The organism is Leclercia sp. Marseille-Q4284, assembly GCF_916618945.1.
Lineage (GTDB): Bacteria > Pseudomonadota > Gammaproteobacteria > Enterobacterales > Enterobacteriaceae > Enterobacter > Enterobacter tamurae.
In genome coordinates, this window is the sequence record NZ_CAKAKG010000001.1 from 2,886,664 (window position 1) to 2,904,214 (window position 17,551).

Annotated in this window: 13 protein-coding genes and 1 other annotated feature; of the genes, 5 read left to right on the forward strand and 8 right to left on the reverse strand. The window is 58.4% G+C overall.

Annotation, left to right across the window (positions count from 1 at the left end):
- Window positions 1–86: 86 nt before the first annotated feature.
- From copA to ybaK, 3 genes are all read left to right on the forward strand, one after another.
- Window positions 87–2,585, forward strand: coding sequence for a copper-exporting P-type ATPase CopA (copA, locus tag LG383_RS13680; protein WP_225759383.1), 2,499 nt, complete (start codon window positions 87–89; stop codon window positions 2,583–2,585).
- Window positions 2,586–2,663: 78 nt separating this feature from the next.
- Window positions 2,664–3,458 (forward strand): TraB/GumN family protein, encoded by a 795-nt coding sequence (locus tag LG383_RS13685; RefSeq protein ID WP_106992207.1) that lies wholly within the window; start codon window positions 2,664–2,666, stop codon window positions 3,456–3,458.
- Between the two features lie 200 nt (window positions 3,459–3,658).
- On the forward strand, window positions 3,659–4,138 hold the full coding sequence (gene ybaK / locus LG383_RS13690) for a Cys-tRNA(Pro)/Cys-tRNA(Cys) deacylase YbaK (protein ID WP_106992206.1): 480 nt from the start codon (window positions 3,659–3,661) through the stop codon (window positions 4,136–4,138).
- Window positions 4,139–4,277: 139 nt separating this feature from the next.
- Here ybaK and ushA read toward each other — a convergent pair whose 3' ends face one another.
- Window positions 4,278–5,930, reverse strand: a complete 1,653-nt coding sequence (ushA, locus tag LG383_RS13695; protein WP_225759384.1) for a bifunctional UDP-sugar hydrolase/5'-nucleotidase UshA — start codon at window positions 5,928–5,930, stop codon at window positions 4,278–4,280.
- A gap of 163 nt (window positions 5,931–6,093) precedes the next feature.
- Between ushA and LG383_RS13700 the strand changes: the two genes are divergently transcribed.
- Entirely contained in the window at window positions 6,094–7,299 is a 1,206-nt protein-coding gene (locus tag LG383_RS13700) for an MFS transporter (RefSeq protein WP_106992197.1), read from the forward strand.
- Between the two features lie 233 nt (window positions 7,300–7,532).
- On the forward strand, window positions 7,533–9,209 hold the full coding sequence (gene ybaL / locus LG383_RS13705; protein WP_225759385.1) for a YbaL family putative K(+) efflux transporter: 1,677 nt from the start codon (window positions 7,533–7,535) through the stop codon (window positions 9,207–9,209).
- Between the two features lie 104 nt (window positions 9,210–9,313).
- Here ybaL and LG383_RS13710 read toward each other — a convergent pair whose 3' ends face one another.
- The 7 genes from LG383_RS13710 to dnaX all read right to left on the reverse strand — a co-directional run bounded on the left by LG383_RS13710 (window position 9,314) and on the right by dnaX (window position 17,480).
- Window positions 9,314–10,618 carry an inosine/guanosine kinase gene (locus LG383_RS13710; RefSeq protein WP_166181754.1) on the reverse strand — a complete coding sequence of 435 codons (1,305 nt, stop codon included), beginning with the start codon at window positions 10,616–10,618 and terminating at the stop codon, window positions 9,314–9,316.
- Between the two features lie 62 nt (window positions 10,619–10,680).
- The gene (gene hemH, locus LG383_RS13715; protein ID WP_106992194.1) at window positions 10,681–11,643 is read right to left on the reverse strand and encodes a ferrochelatase; all 963 of its coding nucleotides are present in this window, start codon (window positions 11,641–11,643) and stop codon (window positions 10,681–10,683) included.
- A 124-nt stretch (window positions 11,644–11,767) separates the two neighbouring features.
- Window positions 11,768–12,412 (reverse strand): adenylate kinase, encoded by a 645-nt coding sequence (gene adk / locus LG383_RS13720; RefSeq protein ID WP_106992193.1) that lies wholly within the window; start codon window positions 12,410–12,412, stop codon window positions 11,768–11,770.
- A 156-nt stretch (window positions 12,413–12,568) separates the two neighbouring features.
- Window positions 12,569–14,443, reverse strand: coding sequence for a molecular chaperone HtpG (gene htpG / locus LG383_RS13725; protein WP_225759386.1), 1,875 nt, complete (start codon window positions 14,441–14,443; stop codon window positions 12,569–12,571).
- A gap of 111 nt (window positions 14,444–14,554) precedes the next feature.
- On the reverse strand, window positions 14,555–15,160 hold the full coding sequence (gene recR / locus LG383_RS13730) for a recombination mediator RecR (protein WP_106992191.1): 606 nt from the start codon (window positions 15,158–15,160) through the stop codon (window positions 14,555–14,557).
- On the reverse strand, window positions 15,160–15,492 hold the full coding sequence (locus LG383_RS13735) for a YbaB/EbfC family nucleoid-associated protein (RefSeq protein WP_032616874.1): 333 nt from the start codon (window positions 15,490–15,492) through the stop codon (window positions 15,160–15,162). Before LG383_RS13735 ends, recR begins: the two co-directional genes overlap by 1 nt.
- Window positions 15,493–15,545: 53 nt before the next feature.
- Window positions 15,546–17,480: a DNA polymerase III subunit gamma/tau gene (gene dnaX, locus LG383_RS13740; RefSeq protein ID WP_225759387.1), complete on the reverse strand. Its 1,935-nt coding sequence runs from the start codon at window positions 17,478–17,480 to the stop codon at window positions 15,546–15,548.
- Window positions 16,152–16,216: a sequence feature (DnaX frameshifting element), on the reverse strand. Its footprint overlaps the gene before it by 65 nt.
- Window positions 17,481–17,551: the final 71 nt, after the last annotated feature.

Sequence of the window (17,551 nt, forward strand, 5' to 3'; positions counted from 1 at the left end):
TTGATGGAAGGTTTAACCTTCATAACAGTTAGATGAAAGTGTCCCTCCGGTCAATATCTGGCTGGAGATTTATAAGGAGTATTCGTATGTCTCACACCATCGATCTGACACTGGACGGCCTCTCCTGCGGCCACTGTGTCAAACGCGTCAAAGAGAGTCTGGAGCAACGTCCGGACGTTGATACCGCAGAGGTCACCATCGACCACGCCGCCGTGACCGGCAGCGCCAGCGCCGATGCCCTGATCGACACCATTAAACAGGCCGGTTACGGCGCGGTGTTAAGCCACCCAAAGACTGATCCGCTGACAGCGTCAACAACGCCGTCGGAAGCACTGACAGCGGCCCCCTCTGAGCTTCCGGCAGCTCACGACAGTGATGACAGCCAACAGCTGTTGATCAACGGCATGAGCTGCGCCAGCTGCGTGACCCGGGTCCAGAACGCCCTCCAGGCGGTACCGGGTGTGGCACAGGCACGGGTCAACCTGGCGGAACGCACTGCGCTGATTATGGGCAGTGCCTCCGCCGCTGATTTAGTCCAGGCCGTTGAAAAAGCGGGCTACGGTGCCGAGGCGATTGAAGACGACCTCAAGCGCCGGGAGCGCCAGCAGGAGACCGCCATCGCCACCATGAAACGTTTTCGCTGGCAGGCGATTGTTGCCCTGCTGGTGGGGATCCCGGTGATGGGCTGGGGAATGCTCGGCGACAACATGATGGTCACCGACGACAACCGCACCCTGTGGCTGGCGATCGGCATTCTCACCCTCGGGGTGATGATCGTCGCCGGCGGCCATTTTTATACCAGCGCCTGGAAGAGCCTGAAAAACCGCACCGCCACCATGGACACGCTGGTGGCGCTGGGTACTGGCGCGGCGTGGCTCTACTCGATGAGCGTTAACCTCTGGCCGCAGTGGTTCCCGATGGAAGCCCGCCACCTCTATTATGAAGCCAGCGCGATGATTATCGGCCTGATTAACCTCGGCCATATGCTGGAGGCGCGGGCCCGTCAGCGCTCCTCGAAAGCGCTGGAAAGATTGCTCGATTTAACCCCGCCGACCGCCCGGGTGGTGACGGAAAATGGTGAACAGAACCTGCCCCTGGCGGACGTTCAGGAAGGCATGATCCTGCGCCTGACCACCGGCGATCGCGTCCCGGTAGACGGGGAGATCACCCAGGGCGAAGCCTGGTTTGACGAAGCGATGCTTACCGGCGAACCGGTGCCGCAGCAGAAAAGCGACGGAGAGAGCATCCACGCCGGTACGGTGGTGCAGGATGGCAGCGTGCTGTTCCGCGCCAGTGCCGTCGGCAGCCACACCACCCTGTCGCGCATCATCCGTATGGTGCGCCAGGCCCAGAGCAGCAAGCCGGAGATCGGCAAGCTGGCGGATAAAATTTCCGCCATCTTCGTGCCGGTGGTGGTCGGGATTGCCCTGTTCAGCGCCGCTATCTGGTACGTCTTTGGCCCCGCGCCACAGATCGTCTATACCCTGGTGATCGCCACTACGGTGCTGATCATCGCCTGTCCGTGTGCCCTGGGGCTGGCGACGCCGATGTCGATTATCTCCGGCGTGGGTCGTGCCGCGGAGTCCGGTGTGCTGGTGCGCGACGCCGACGCCCTGCAGCGGGCCAGCACCCTGGATACGCTGGTGTTTGATAAAACCGGGACCCTCACCGAGGGTAAACCGCAGGTGGTTGCCGTCGAGACGACGGGTGGGATTGATGCCGCCGAGGCCCTGCGCCTGGCCGCCGCGCTCGAACAGGGTTCCAGTCACCCGTTGGCGCGGGCGATTCTGGAGAAAGCAGACAGCGCCCTGCCACAGGTGAACAACTTCCGTACCCTGCGCGGGCTGGGGGTCAGCGGAGAGGTCGATGGCCATGCGCTGCTGTTGGGCAACCAGGCCCTGCTGGCAGAAAACGGCATCGACACCGGGGCGCTGGATGCGCAGCTGCAGGCCCATGCCGCTCAGGGCGCCACCCCGGTACTGCTGGCGGTGGAGGGTCACATCGCGGCGCTGTTTGCCGTTCGCGATCCGCTGCGCGCTGACAGCGTTAGCGCACTGCAACGCCTGCACCGCGCGGGCTATCGTCTGGTGATGCTCACCGGTGACAACGCCGTCACCGCTCAGGCTATCGCCCGCGAGGCCGGTATTGATGAGGTGATCGCCGGAGTGTTGCCGGATGGCAAAGCGGACGCAATCATCAAATTGCAGGGCCAGGGTCGCCAGGTGGCGATGATTGGCGACGGCATTAACGACGCCCCGGCGCTGGCCCAGGCGGACGTCGGGATTGCGATGGGCGGCGGCAGCGATGTGGCCATCGAAACGGCGGCCATTACCCTGATGCGCCACAGCCTGATGGGGGTTGCCGACGCGCTCGCCATCTCGAAAGCGACCCTGCGCAACATGAAGCAGAACCTGCTGGGGGCCTTTGTCTATAACGCCATCGGCATTCCCGTTGCCGCCGGGATCCTCTGGCCGCTGACCGGGACGCTGCTCAACCCGGTGGTGGCGGGTGCCGCAATGGCCCTCTCCTCGATTACCGTGGTGAGCAATGCCAACCGCCTGCTGCGCTTTAAACCCAAAGAGTAACAAGGTGCATAAGACAAGGACGTCTTGCACCGCCCTTCCCCACGCGCTAGCATGAATTTTTCCCTTCATGGAGCGCGTATGAGTCTGTTTCAACGTATAAAAGCATCGTTTCGCGCCCTGTTCCCCCGCCGCTATCGCTGGCCGGGCCTCGATATTTCCCTGCCCGGCGGGCAGCATCTGCATCTGGTCGGCAGCATCCATATGGGCACCCGGGATATGTCTCCTCTACCCGAGGGGCTGATCGCCAGGCTGCGTCACGCCGATGCGCTGATCGTGGAAGCGGATATCTCAGGTAATGAGTCGCCCTTTGAGGGGCTGGCGATCCCGCCTCCGCTGAATGAGCGTCTCAGCGCCAGTCAGCTGGCGGAGCTGGAGCGGCTTGCCGACGAGCTGGGGTTATCGCTGTCCATGCTGGAGAGCCAGCCGCTGTGGCAGATCGCGATGGTGTTGCAGGCCACCCAGGCACAGCGTCTGGGGCTGCGGGGGGATTACGGCATTGATTATCAGCTGTTGAATGCCGCACGCGCGCAGCAGCTGCCCATTATCGAGCTGGAAGGGGCCGACAGTCAGATTGCCCTGCTGCGCCAGATGCCGAACGACGGGTTACTGCTGCTGGAAGATACCCTGACTCACTGGCATACCAACGCGCGCCTGCTGCAGACTATGGTGAGCTGGTGGCTGGATTCGCCCCCTGTCGTCGACAGGCTGGCGCTCCCGGCGACCTTCAGCGAATCGCTGTATGACGTGCTGATGCACGAGCGTAACCAGGCGTGGTGCGAGAAGCTGCACGCGCTGCCTGCGGGACGCTATGTGGTGGCGGTGGGGGCATTACATTTGTACGGCGAGGGAAATTTGCCGTCGTTGCTAAGATAAAAAAGTGGCCAATATTTCTATTGGCCCGTCAAAGAGGAATTTCATCGTTGTTATTATGCCGGAGGAGACCCCCGGTTGAGCCGATTGTCGCTCAAAGTGACCATCACTGCCAACACTATATGCGCAAGATGGTGCTATTTTTTAACCTCTTCTGAGGCGTATGCTTAGGGCGTTTATTGTCCGGGCTAAGAAGGATTGCTATGACTCCCGCCGTTAAATTACTCGAAAAAAACAAAATCACTTTCCGGATCCATACCTACGACCACGATCCGAACGAAACCAATTTTGGCGATGAAGTGGTGCGTAAGCTGGGGCTGAATGCCGACCAGGTTTATAAAACCCTGCTGGTGGCGGTCAATGGCGATATGAAGCATCTCGCCGTCGCGGTGACGCCGGTTGCCGGACAGCTGGATCTCAAGAAGGTCGCAAAGGCGCTGGGCGCCAAAAAAGTGGATATGGCCGACCCGATGGTGGCCCAGCGCACAACAGGGTATCTGGTGGGGGGAATTAGCCCGCTGGGGCAGAAAAAGCGCCTGCCGACGCTGATTGATGCGCCCTCTCAGACTTTTGAGACGATCTACATTTCGGGCGGCAAGCGCGGGCTGGATATTGAGCTGGCGGCCAGCGATCTGGCCAAAATGCTCGATGCGCAGTTTGCGGATATTGCGCGTCGGGAGTAAAAAGCGCCGGGTGGCGGCTTCGAGGTAAAAGCAAAACGGTAACAGGCGTTACCGTTTTTAGTGTTTGCGCCCTCTCCCGGTGGGAGAGGGACGGGGTGAGGGCAGCAGGCCGCACAGCCCTACCCATTACACTGCCCCGTTACTGCCAGCTCACCTCACCTTTCGGTTCATACGCGTTCACATCCAGCGGAGAGTTCTGCTGGATGTACTGCTTCAGCACCTCGGCGTCGATAAAGCCGGTATTCACATAGCCTGGTTTATCATCAATGTGCGGATAGCCATCGCCGCCGGTGGCGTTAAAGCTTAACGTCGCCATCCGGTAGGTTTTCGCCGGGTCAACCGGTTCGCCTTTGATTTTCAGGTCGTTGAGTACTCCACCCTTCGCCACAAAGCTGACGTTGGCGAACTGCGGATAGGCCCCGGAGTCAGGCTTCATCTGCGCCACCGCGGTCAGATAGTCCGTCACCTCTTTACCGGTCATATCGACATACACCAGCACGTTGCCGAACGGCTGCACCTTGAGCACATCTTTATAGGTGATATCCCCGCCCTCAATGGAGTCGCGGATCCCACCGCCGCTCATCACCGCGAAATCGGCATTGGTACGTGCCATCTGCGCGGCCAGGATCAGGTGGCCCATATTGGTTTGCACGAAGCGCACCTTGCTGCGATCGCCTTCCAGTCGGCCGGAGAGCGTGCCGATCTTCACATCCAGCTGCGCCTTGCCTTTATTCTGGAACGGTGACAGCAGGGAGAGCATCTGCGGGTTTTCCGCAATTTCCGGCGTATAGAGAACACGCTCGCTCTGGCCGTTATCGTAAGTCACCTTCTTCTTCAGGTTGACCGGGATCAGCTGGTAGTGCACCAGCTTCATCTCGCCATTACGGAATTCGAAATCCGCGCGGCCTACGTATTTGCCCCACTCATGGGCCTGCACAATCCAGATCCCGTTCTGCTTGTCCGGCGCGCAGGGGGTGCCTGGCACATAATCGACCTGCTTTTTATTCTCTGAGGCCATGCAGACCGGATCCTGAGAGTGACCGCCGACAATCATCGCCAGCGAACCCGCCGGCAGGCTGCGCGCCATCTCAACATCGCCCGGAGCGTTCGAGCCGTGATCGCCATTATCGTAATGACCCATGTGGGTCGTGGCGATAATCACGTCCGGCTTTTCGTTCTGCTGTAATTCCTGGATCACCAGCTTCGCTTCGTCGGCCGGTTTACGGAATTCGATATCGGTAAAATATTCCGGGTTGCCAATTTTGGCCGTGTCATCGGTGGTCAGCCCCACCACGGCAATTTTAATATCCTGGCGTTTGAAAATGGCCCAGGGTTTAAATAAACGCTCCCCGGTGCTTTTCTGGTAAATATTGGCGGAGAGGAACGGGAATTTGGCCCATTTCTCCTGCTGGCGTAATACGTCGATAGGATTATCAAACTCGTGGTTACCGACGGCCATCGCATCGTAGCCAATCAAATTCATGCCGCGGAAATCGGGCTCCGCATCCTGTAAATCCGATTCCGGCACGCCGGTATTAATGTCGCCGCCAGAGAGTAACAGCACGCTGCCGCCCTTCGCTGCAACCTCTTTACGGATCCCGTCCACCAGCGTCTTCTGCGCCGAGAGGCCATACTCGCCGTATTCGCTGCGCCAGAAGTGGCCGTGATGATCGTTGGTGTGCAGGATAGTGATGTTATAGGTTTTATCCTGCTCCCAGGCCTGAGCAGGCAGGCTTAACAGACCGCACGCCGCGATGATTGCCAGCGCGACGCCTCGCTTCATTAACTTCATTTCTTCACTCCCTGATCCATAGACAAAGGCAAAAATTACAGCGAGTAAGCAGAATAGACAAATAAGTTTTCAGAATTGCGACTTTCCTCAAATGTCGGGGGAAGGTATGTTAGCTGAATAATAATTACATCCTGCACTTCCTATAACAATCGACGTGGTATTTATGGCAATCAGTGAATCTACTCCACCGGTGTCGGCTGCTAAGGCTCGCACCTCATTTGGTATTCTCGGCGCAATCAGTCTTTCGCATCTGCTTAACGATATGATCCAGTCGCTTATTCTGGCGATCTATCCGTTATTACAGTCCGAGTTCTCTCTTACCTTTGTCCAGATCGGCATGATCACCCTCACCTTCCAGCTGGCGTCGTCGCTACTACAACCTGTGGTGGGTTACTGGACGGACAAATATCCGATGCCGTGGTCGCTGCCGATTGGCATGTGCTTTACCCTGAGCGGCCTGATCCTGCTGGCGATGGCGGGCAGCTTTGAGGGCGTATTAGTGGCCGCCGCGCTGGTGGGTACCGGCTCGTCGGTATTCCACCCCGAGTCGTCCCGCGTGGCACGCATGGCCTCCGGTGGCCGTCACGGGCTGGCGCAGTCGCTGTTTCAGGTGGGCGGTAACTTCGGCAGCTCCCTCGGCCCGCTGCTGGCGGCGGTGATTATCGCCCCGTACGGTAAAGGTAACGTGGCCTGGTTCGTGCTGGCCGCTTTGCTGGCCATCGTGGTGCTGGCGCAGATTAGCCGCTGGTATGCTGCCCAGCACCGGGTTAATAAAGGCAAACCACAAGCCCCGGTAATTAATCCCCTTCCGCGCAACAAGGTGATTCTGGCCGTTAGCATCCTGCTGATGCTGATTTTCTCCAAATACTTCTACATGGCGAGCATCAGCAGCTATTACACCTTTTATTTGATGGAAAAATTCGGATTATCGGTGCAAAACGCCCAGTTTCACCTCTTCGCCTTCCTGTTTGCGGTGGCCGCGGGGACGTTTATTGGCGGGCCGCTGGGGGACAAAATTGGGCGTAAATATGTGATTTGGGGCTCTATCCTCGGCGTAGCGCCTTTCACCCTTATTTTGCCCTATGCAACCCTGTGGTGGACGGGGGTTTTAACCGTGATCATTGGTTTTATCCTCGCGTCTGCCTTTTCTGCCATTCTGGTGTATGCCCAGGAGCTGTTACCGGGGCGTATCGGCATGGTTTCCGGGCTGTTTTTTGGATTTGCCTTTGGGATGGGTGGCCTTGGCGCAGCGGTATTAGGGCTGATTGCAGACCATACCAGCATCTTTTTGGTCTACAAAATCTGTGCTTTCCTGCCACTTCTCGGGATGTTGACCATATTCCTGCCTGATAACCGGCATAAAGCCTGATTTATCCGCGGTCAAACTCCAGGTTTGGCCGCAACCTCCCCTACTGCCATAAGCCTTTCTTAGCACAGCCTCGTAAAAATCGTCCTGTTCTGCTTCCGTTTAACCCTTATTGCTGTTTTACTCGAATTTCAATAATTATTCATAAACATAATCATTAAATTTGTCATAAACTATTACTCGGCTTTTTGGTTTTGAACCAAAAATGGATTAACTCAGCAACGAAAGGAGACGGAATGCATCACGCCACACCGCTTATCACCACCATTGTCGGTGGACTTGTACTCGCATTTATACTCGGCATGCTTGCCAACAAACTTCGCATTTCGCCTCTGGTGGGCTATTTATTAGCTGGCGTGTTAGCCGGTCCTTTTACCCCAGGTTTTGTTGCTGATACTAAACTTGCCCCGGAGCTGGCGGAGCTTGGCGTGATCCTGCTGATGTTCGGTGTTGGTTTGCATTTCTCCCTGAAGGATTTGATGGCGGTAAAGTCGATCGCCATTCCCGGTGCGATCGCCCAGATAGCCGTGGCGACGTTGCTGGGTATGGCGCTTTCAGCGATGCTGGGCTGGCCGCTGATGACCGGCATTGTGTTTGGTCTCTGTCTCTCCACCGCCAGTACCGTGGTGCTGCTGCGCGCGCTTGAAGAGAGACAGTTGATTGACAGCCAGCGAGGGCAGATCGCCATTGGCTGGCTGATTGTTGAAGATCTGGTGATGGTCTTAACCCTGGTGCTGCTGCCTGCGGTCGCCGGAATGCTTGAAAAAGACAACGTCGGCTTTGCCACCCTGGCGCTGGATATGAGTATCACCATCGGTAAGGTGGTGGCGTTTATCGCCATTATGATGCTGGTGGGCCGCCGCCTGGTGCCGTGGATCCTCTCCCGCAGCGCCGCTACCGGCTCCCGCGAACTGTTTACCCTTGCGGTACTGGCTCTGGCGCTGGGTATCGCCTTTGGCGCCGTTGAGCTATTTGATGTCTCCTTCGCCCTGGGTGCCTTCTTCGCCGGGATGGTGCTGAACGAATCGGAACTGAGCCACCGTGCCGCCCACGACACCCTGCCCCTGCGCGACGCCTTTGCGGTGCTGTTCTTCGTCTCCGTCGGGATGTTGTTCGACCCGCTGGTGCTGATTGACCAGCCGCTGGCGGTGCTGGGCACCCTGGCGATCATCATCTTTGGTAAGTCGGTTGCCGCGTTCTTCCTGGTGCGTCTGTTCGGCCACTCGCCGCGTACCGCGCTGACCATCGCCGCCAGCCTGGCGCAGATTGGTGAGTTTGCCTTTATCCTCGCCGGACTGGGCATGGCGCTGGATCTGCTGCCGCAGGCCGGACAAAACCTGGTGCTGGCGGGGGCGATCCTCTCGATTATGCTCAACCCGGTGCTGTTCGCGCTGCTGGAAAAATACCTCGAGAAAACCGAAACCCTCGAAGAGCAGACGCTGGAAGAGGCGACGGAAGAAGAGAAACAGATCCCGGTGGATATCTGCAACCATGCCCTGCTGGTCGGCTTTGGCCGCGTCGGTAGCCTGTTAGGTGAGAAACTGATGGCGCAGGGTATTCCACTGGTGGTGATTGAAACCTCCCGCACCCGGGTGGACGAGCTGCGCGAGCGCGGGATCCGTGCGGTACTGGGCAATGCGGCGAACGAAGAGATCATGAATCTGGCGCATCTGGACTGCGCGCGCTGGCTGCTGCTGACTATCCCTAACGGTTACGAAGCCGGTGAGATTGTGGTCTCCGCCCGCGAAAAATACCCGCACCTGGAGATTATCGCCCGGGCGCATTATGACGACGAAGTGGAATACATTATGGAGCGCGGCGCGAATCAGGTGGTGATGGGCGAGCGTGAGATTGCCAATACCATGCTGTCGCTGCTGGAGAAACAGCCGGTGGAAGCGGTGGTGACGGGGTAGTTCGTGCGGCCTGAGCCCCTCACCCCGGCCCTCTCCCCATAGGGGAGAGGGTGTTCGCGTTCCCTCTCCCCTATGGGGAGAGGGTTAGGGTGAGGGGTCTTCTTTTACCTGTCCCAGTACGACTCTTCCAGACTATCTTCTCTTTCCGGCAGGCCGCGCGTCAGACGCGGTGAGTGCTGGTTCAGCACCTGATAACTCACGCGGTTCGCGTACTTACACACCTGGGCCAGCGACGAGTAGGTCAGCCAGGAGAACTTGTGTTTGCTGGAGTTCGGCACGTTGGTGCGGTGGAAGGCGTTCGCAGTGATGTCGTGCAGCAGCGCCGCCAGCGCACCGTCGCCTGCCCCGTTGGTGTTCATGATCTTCTCTGGCCCGCCCATGTACGGGGCGATGTGGGAGAAGATGCGCAGCGGGTTGACGCAATCTTTGTGGCGCATGGCGCGGCTGAACTCAAACTGGTTGAACTCGGCAATGGCTCCCGGCAGCAGCGGGTGCTGGGTTTTGCGCTTCGCCTCTTCTTCAGTGAAGCCGGCCATATACAAGCCAACCGGCCCGGCGGTGCAGAGCACCAGATCGACCCAGTCCAGCGCCTTGTCAGACGCCAGCAGCGGATCGCTCTCGCCGGTCAGGGCTTCGGCCTCTTCTTCATTCATCGCCAAAATAGAGACATGCTCTTTCAGGAACGCCTGCCACCACTCAGGGTTATCGGCGATCACGAATTTGGTGCCCAGCGTCAGGACCACCGGCACGTTGTACTTCTTCGCGTACTCCACCGCCTTCATGGTCGCTTCCGGCATTGGCTCACCCGGCTTGCAGCGCACCAGATAGGAGGTCAGCACCAGCGCTGATGCCCCGGCAATCACCTCTTCCGGGATGCTCTCGGCGCGCAGCTTATTCATGTGCCCCGGGCTGATGGCAAAGGTCCGCTCTCCGGATTCCCCGATCAGCGTAAAGCAGCGGCCAATCGCCCCGTCCACGCCCTGGAGATAGTTCAGATCGGTACGGCTGGAGGTGTTGCACAGATAGCGGTAGGCGTAGCTGCCAATTTCGATGTTGCTGCACATCACGCCCAGCAGCACGGAGCGGTCATCGGCCAGCACCGAGTAGTTGTGCATGGTGTTGCCGATAGTGCCCCCGGCAAACTGATGGGTGATCAGGTTATTCCGCACCAGCTCCTGATAGAGCGCTTCCGCCACATCGTCTTCGATCACCAGAGAGTGCCCGGCGCTCAGGCCGTAACGCGCGACAAACGCATCGTCCACTTTGGCTTCGATGTCCACCAGCGTCTGATCGATACCTACCACCCAGGCGGCGTTGGTCTCATTTTCCGGCTGAATTTGCTGCAGGAGCGGATCGCGGGCGTTAACGGGAAAGTAGTGTTTGGATTTGCGTTTACCGGGAAATTTCATGTTCAGTGCTACGAGTGACGGTTGGGCCGGAAATGGTAGCATAAACCCGGCCCGGAGTGCGATTAGCGGCTGTTGGTCACCAGGGAGACCATCATCTCGATGTGTTCAGGGTCGTCGTTCAGCGCCGGAATGTACTCATACTTTTCCCCGCCCGCTTCGAGGAAGAACTCCCGGTTTTGCACCGCGATCTCCTCCAGCGTCTCCAGACAGTCTGCCGCAAAGCCCGGCGACATCACCTGAATATGCTTCACCCCCTTCTCACCCAGCATTTTGAGGGTCTCGTCGGTATAAGGAGTCAACCACGGCTCGCGACCAAAGCGCGACTGGAAGGTCATCATCACCTTCTCCGGCGGCAGGCCAAGGGCGGAGACCAGCTCACGGGTGGTATCGCGGCAGCGCTGCGGGTAATCATCCCCTTCGTCGGCAAATCGCTGCGGAATACCGTGATAGGAGAGCAACAGCAGATCCGGCTCGCCGTGTTTTGCAAAGGAGGCGCGGGCGCTGCTGGCAAGGGCGTTGATATACATGTCGTTATCCGCGTAGTCGCGAATAAAGGTCACGGAAGGAATGCGGCGGCGGGTCGCCAGAATACGCGCCAGCTCGTCCCAGACGGCGGCCACGGTGGAGCAGGAGTATTGCGGATAGAGCGCCAGCACCACGATATGGTCCACGCCCTGCGCCAGCAGTTTATCAACGGCGCTTTCCAGGGACGGTTTACCGTAGCTCATACCGAGCACAACGGGCGTATCCGGCAGACGGGCGGCGAGGGCTTTCTCCTGACGACGGCTGTAGACCATCAGCGGCGAGCCCTCTTCCATCCAGACGGACTGATAGAGTTTTGCCACGCGCGGGGAACGGATCGGCAGGATCACGCCGCGCAGCAATGGCCACCACAGCAGGCGTGGGGTATCCACAACGCGCGTATCGCTCAGAAACTGGCGCAGATAACGGCTGACCGCTGCGGGGGTTGGGGCTTCGGGGGTACCTAGATTGGCAAGCAGGATGCCGGTTTTCGCCTGACTCATTCACGCCTCATAACCTTTTAACAGGCTGATAAGTGTATCTGAAAAGTGCGTAAACGAAACCCATTGCTGCGATAGACGGAATGAGAATTTTTCTCACCCGGGGGCCCGGGTGAGAGAGGTGCGATTAGCCGAGGATTTTTTCCAGCTCTGCACGGACTTCTGCGACAGGCTTAGTGCCGTCGACTTTGGCGTATTTGGTGTTACCCGCCTGCGCTTCTTTCGAGTAGTAGCCGATCAGCGGGGCAGTCATCTGATGGTATTCCACCAGGCGCTTACGCACGGTCTCTTCCTGATCGTCTTTACGGGTGGTCAGCTCTTCGCCGGTCACGTCGTCTTTGCCTTCAACCTTAGGCGGGTTGAATTTGATGTGGTAAACGCGGCCAGAAGCAGCGTGTACGCGACGACCGATGATACGGTCAACAATCAGTTCGTCCGGTACGTCGAACTCCAGCACGTAATCCACGTTGATGCCCGCTTCTTTCATGGCATCAGCCTGAGGAATGGTACGTGGGAAGCCGTCCAGCAGGAAACCGTTGCGGCAATCTTCCTGAGTAATGCGTTCTTTAACCAGAGCGATAACCAGCTCATCGGTCACCAGCTTGCCGGCGTCCATAATGTCTTTCGCCTGTTTGCCCAGCTCGGAGCCAGATTTAACAGCGGCACGGAGCATGTCACCCGTAGAGATTTGCGGAATACCGTATTTCTCCATGATGAACTGAGCCTGAGTTCCTTTACCCGCGCCCGGAGCGCCAAGCAGAATAATACGCATTGCGAAAATCCCCTCAAAAGTTGGTTCAATTTTTCAAAAGCGCTAAACAATACCATCAGAACGGATGTGGCTCAAGGAAGGTGGGCAGGCTGAAACGGTTAATGAGGGGAATATATTAGAAAGCCCTCTCCCGGGGGAGAGGGCTGTATGAAATGATTACGCTAACAGCAACGCATTCACGCGCTTGATAAACTGGTTTGGATCTTCCAGCGTGCCGCGCTCGGCCAGCAGGGATTGATCCAGCAGAAGTTCAACCCACTCGGCAAAGCGTGTCTCGTCCTGCGTCTCGGCCGCGCGTTTCACCAGGGCGTGATCCGGGTTCAGTTCAAAGATGTACTTCACTTCCGGTACGCTCTGGCCCGCAGCAGCGAACAGCTTCGCCATCTGGGTACTCATCTCGTCGGCTTCAGTGGTGACGATGGCCGGGGTATCGGTCAGACGGTGAGTGAAACGCACCTCTTTCACGCGATCGCCCAGGTGGGTCTTCACGCGCTCAACAAACGGCTCCAGCGCTTTTTCCGCCTCTTTGGCGGTTTCGTCCACTTCATCCGCCAGCTTGTCGATGGACTCATCGGCTTTAGCAACGGACTGGAACGCTTTACCGCTGAACTCGGTCAGGTAGTTCATCATCCACTCATCGATGCGATCGGAAAGCAGCAGCACTTCGATGCCTTTCTTACGCAGCAGCTCCAGGTGCGGGCTGCTCTTCGCCGCGGCATAGCTGTCGGCGGTGATGTAGTAGATCTTCTCCTGCCCTTCCTTCATGCGGGAGATGTACTCTTCCAGCGACACAGTCTGCTCGGAGGAGTCGGTGTGCGTGGAGGCAAAGCGCAGCAGTTTGGCAATGGCTTCCACGTTGGACGAATCTTCCGCCGGACCCTCTTTCAGCACCAGGCCGAACTGTTTCCAGAAGGTCTGGTATTTTTCCGCGTCGTCTTTCGCCAGCTTGTCCAGCATCTGCAGAGCACGTTTGCTCAGGGCGGTGCGCAGGTTGCGGGTGACGGTGCTGTCCTGCAGGATCTCACGGGAGACGTTCAGCGGCAGGTCGTTGGAGTCTATCAGGCCACGCACAAAGCGCAGGTAGTTCGGCATGAACTGCTCGGCTTCGTCCATGATGAACACGCGCTGCACGTACAGCTTCAGGCCGTGCTTGTGATCGCGGTTCCACATATCCCACGGGGCCTGCGCCGGGATGTACAGCAGGCTGGTGTACTCCTGCTTACCTTCCACACGGTTGTGGCTCCAGGTCAGCGGATCGGTAAAGTCGTGGGCGATATGCTTGTAGAACTCGGTGTACTCTTCGTCTTTGATCTCAGACTTGTTGCGCGTCCACAGCGCCTGCGCCTTGTTGATCTTCTCCCAGGAAATGACGGTTTCGCCGTCCTGCTCTTCCTGTTTTTCGATCTCGACCGGCAGAGCGATATGGTCAGAATATTTGCTGATGATGGAGCGCACGCGCCAGTCGTTAAGGAAGTCGTCTTCCCCTTCGCGCAGGTGCAGGGTGATCTCGGTCCCGCGATCGGCTTTGGTGATGTCGGCCACGGTATATTCGCCTTCGCCGTGGGATTCCCAGAACACGCCGCTTTCGGCGCTTTCGCCTGCCGCACGGGTGCGCACGGTGACTTTATCCGCCACGATGAACGCCGAGTAGAAGCCCACACCGAACTGGCCGATCAGCTGGCTGTCTTTCGCCTGATCGGAACCCATCGACTGCAGGAAGGCTTTGGTGCCGGATTTGGCGATGGTGCCCAGATGATCAATGGCTTCATCGCGGGTCATACCGATGCCGTTATCGGCGATGGTCAGGGTGCGGTTCTCTTTATCAAAGGAGACGCGCACGCGCAGCTCGCCGTCACCTTCGTACAGCTCTGGCTTCGACAGCGCACGGAAACGCAGCTTGTCTGCCGCATCAGAGGCGTTAGAGATAAGCTCACGCAGGAAGATTTCTTTATTGGAGTAAAGAGAATGGATCATCAGGTGCAGAAGCTGTTTTACTTCTGACTGGAAACCACGGGTTTCTTGTCCTTTCATACTAAGTCGACCTCAACAATGCCATTTAATGGGGTTTAAAAGCGTTGAGGGAGAGATGGGGATACGCGGGAAGGTTTTCAAGCGGAGGCCACGCATGCAGCCTCCGTTTGGTCAGAAAATAATCTTGTGACGCCCGGCCAGAGAGTGTGACAGCGTGGTGCCGTCCACCATCTCCAGCTCGCCGCCGACCGGAACGCCATGGGCGATGCGGCTGGCTTCAACGCCGGATTCGGCGCACAGCTCGGCGATATAGTTGGCCGTCGCCTCCCCTTCCACCGTTGGGTTGGTGGCGAGGATCACCTCGCTGATCGTTTCCGATTTCAGACGCTGTTCCAGACGGTCCAGACCAATATCATCCGGGCCAATACCGTCCAGCGGTGACAGGTGGCCCATCAGCACAAAGTAGCGGCCAGAAAATTGCCCGGTCTGTTCGATGGCGTAGATGTCCGCAGGACTCTCCACCACGCAGATCTGGCCATTTTCCTGACGACGCGGATTGGTGCAGATGTTACATACATCCTGTTCGGTAAAGGTGCGGCAGTCCGCACAGTGACCGATTTCTGACATGGCGCGGGTCAGAGCCTGCGCCAGACGCATCCCGCCGCTGCGATCGCGCTGCAGCAGGGTAAACGCCATGCGCTGCGCTGACTTCGGGCCTACGCCCGGCAGGCAGCGTAGCGCTTCCATTAACTGCGTGAGCAGCGGACTGGTTTGCATCAGAACGGCATCTTAAAGCCCGGTGGCAGCTGCATTCCGGAGGATACAGAGGCCATTTTTTCTTTCTGGGTTTCGTCGATACGGCGCGCAGCATCGTTAAATGCCGCGGCGACCAGATCTTCCAGCATGTCTTTGTCGTCTTCGAGCAGGCTTGGGTCGATCTCCACGCGACGGCAGTTATGCGCACCGTTGATTGTCACTTTGACCAGACCTGCGCCAGATTCGCCAGTGACTTCCATCTGCGCGATCTCTTCCTGCATCTTCTGCATTTTTTCCTGCATCTGCTGGGCCTGCTTCATCAGACCACCCAGACCGCCTTTACCACCAAACATAGGCTTCTCTCTTCTTTCACGTTAAAGATAACAACCGTAAGTCAGACTCACGATCAAATGGGTCGAATACTCTCTTCATCCAGTTCTGCATCAAAGTAACGCTGCAGGGTCTGAATGTTATTATCCGCGATAATCGACTCACGCGCCTGCGCGAGTTTCTCTTCATAGATGGCCTGACGCCACTCCAGCGGCGTTCGCACCGCCGGATTATCATCTTCAATGATAGTCAATTCAACCGGTGCGCCCTGTAATGTGGAGAGCGCCTCCGTCAGCACCTGTTGTGCGCTCGCCGAGTTCAGGTGACGCTGGCCCGGACGCAGATGCAGGCAGATCCGGTTGCCGTCCTGTTCACGCCAGGCGTTCAGGGCAACCTGCTCCACCAGCTTGGGCAGTTTCAGCTGACTGACCTCTGCCGCCCAGGCATCACGCTCCAGCGACTCTCCAGCAAGCTTAGCGGCCAGCTCCGGCGTCTTCTCGTGCTCCAGCGCCTTTTTCAGCGCCTTCGGCGTGGCGACTTCTACCTTCACCTCTTCGGTGACGGTGGTAGCTTTCCAGCGATACGCTTCTTTCTTTGCCGGAGCCTGTGGCTCAGGCGTGGCCGAGGCAGAACGCGTCTGCACCCGATCCGTGACCGAGGCCAGACGTTCAAGCGCGGCGTTATTTACCGGCCGCGCTCTTGCAGGCGCTGCCGGTTCACTCTTTTTTGGTTTGGTTGCTCCCTGCGCGCGTTGCAACTGACTGCGGGCGGCGAGCACCGAACTGGTGGCATCCGACAGCGGCGCATCGTGGCGCGGCGGCGGAGGCGCACTCTGCTGCACGGGCACCTGCGGCGGCGTCAGCACTGCAGTGGGGGCGACCGGGGCAAACGACGGCTGCGGCACCTCAGGCTCCGGCAGCGGCATGCGCGGATGGAACGCCAGCGCGCGCAGCAGGGTCATTTCGACCCCCATACGGCGGTCAGGGGCAAACGGCAGCTCTTTACGGCCAATTAACAGGGTTTGATAGTAGAGCTGCACGTCGGTTGGCGGAATAGTTCGCGCCAGCTCACGCATGCGCTGCTCAATCGCGGCCATGTCCGGACCCAGCGCCGCCGGGGAGAGCTGTACCATCGCGATGCGGTGCAGCAGGCTGAGCATCTCAACCAGCAGGGCTTCCCACTCGATGCCGCGCGCCGCCGAGGCGTTGACCAACTCCATCACCCGCTCGCCGTTGGCCTCGACCACCGCCTCAATCAGCGACAGGGCCTGATCGTCATCCAGGGTGCCGAGCATGGTGCTGACCGCCAGCGTCGTCAGCTGGCCGTCGCCGCTGGCAATCGCCTGATCGGTAAGGCTGAGCGCATCGCGCAGACTGCCGTCGGCGGCACGCGCCAACAGCTGCAGGGCACGCGGTTCATGCGTGACCTGCTCTTCATTCAGAATATGTTCAAGCTGATCGCGGATCTGCCCGACATCCAGCGCCTTCAGATGGAACTGCAGGCAGCGGGACAGGATGGTCACCGGCAGCTTCTGCGGATCGGTGGTCGCCAGCAGGAACTTGACGTGTGCAGGCGGCTCTTCCAGCGTTTTCAGCAGGGCGTTAAAGCTGTGGCGCGACAGCATGTGCACTTCATCGATCAGGTAGACCTTGAAGCGGCCACGCGCCGGCGCGTACTGGACGTTGTCCAGCAGATCGCGGGTATCTTCGACTTTAGTGCGTGAGGCGGCATCGATCTCAATCAGATCGACAAAGCGCCCCTGCTCGATTTCACGGCAGTTATCGCAGACGCCGCACGGCGTGGCGGTGATCCCGCTTTCGCAGTTGAGGCCTTTCGCCAGTAAACGGGCGATAGAGGTTTTACCGACGCCACGGGTGCCGGAAAAAAGATAGGCGTGATGGATACGTCCTAGCGATAAGCCGTTCGCCAGGGCGGTCAGCACATGTTCCTGGCCGACAACGTCAGCAAAGGTTTGGGGTCGCCATTTACGGGCTAACACCTGATAACTCATGGGCAGGCTCTGCAACGCTGGAAGGTGGATATTCAGGGGGGTAATGCTAACACAACCTCACCCGTTGGGCG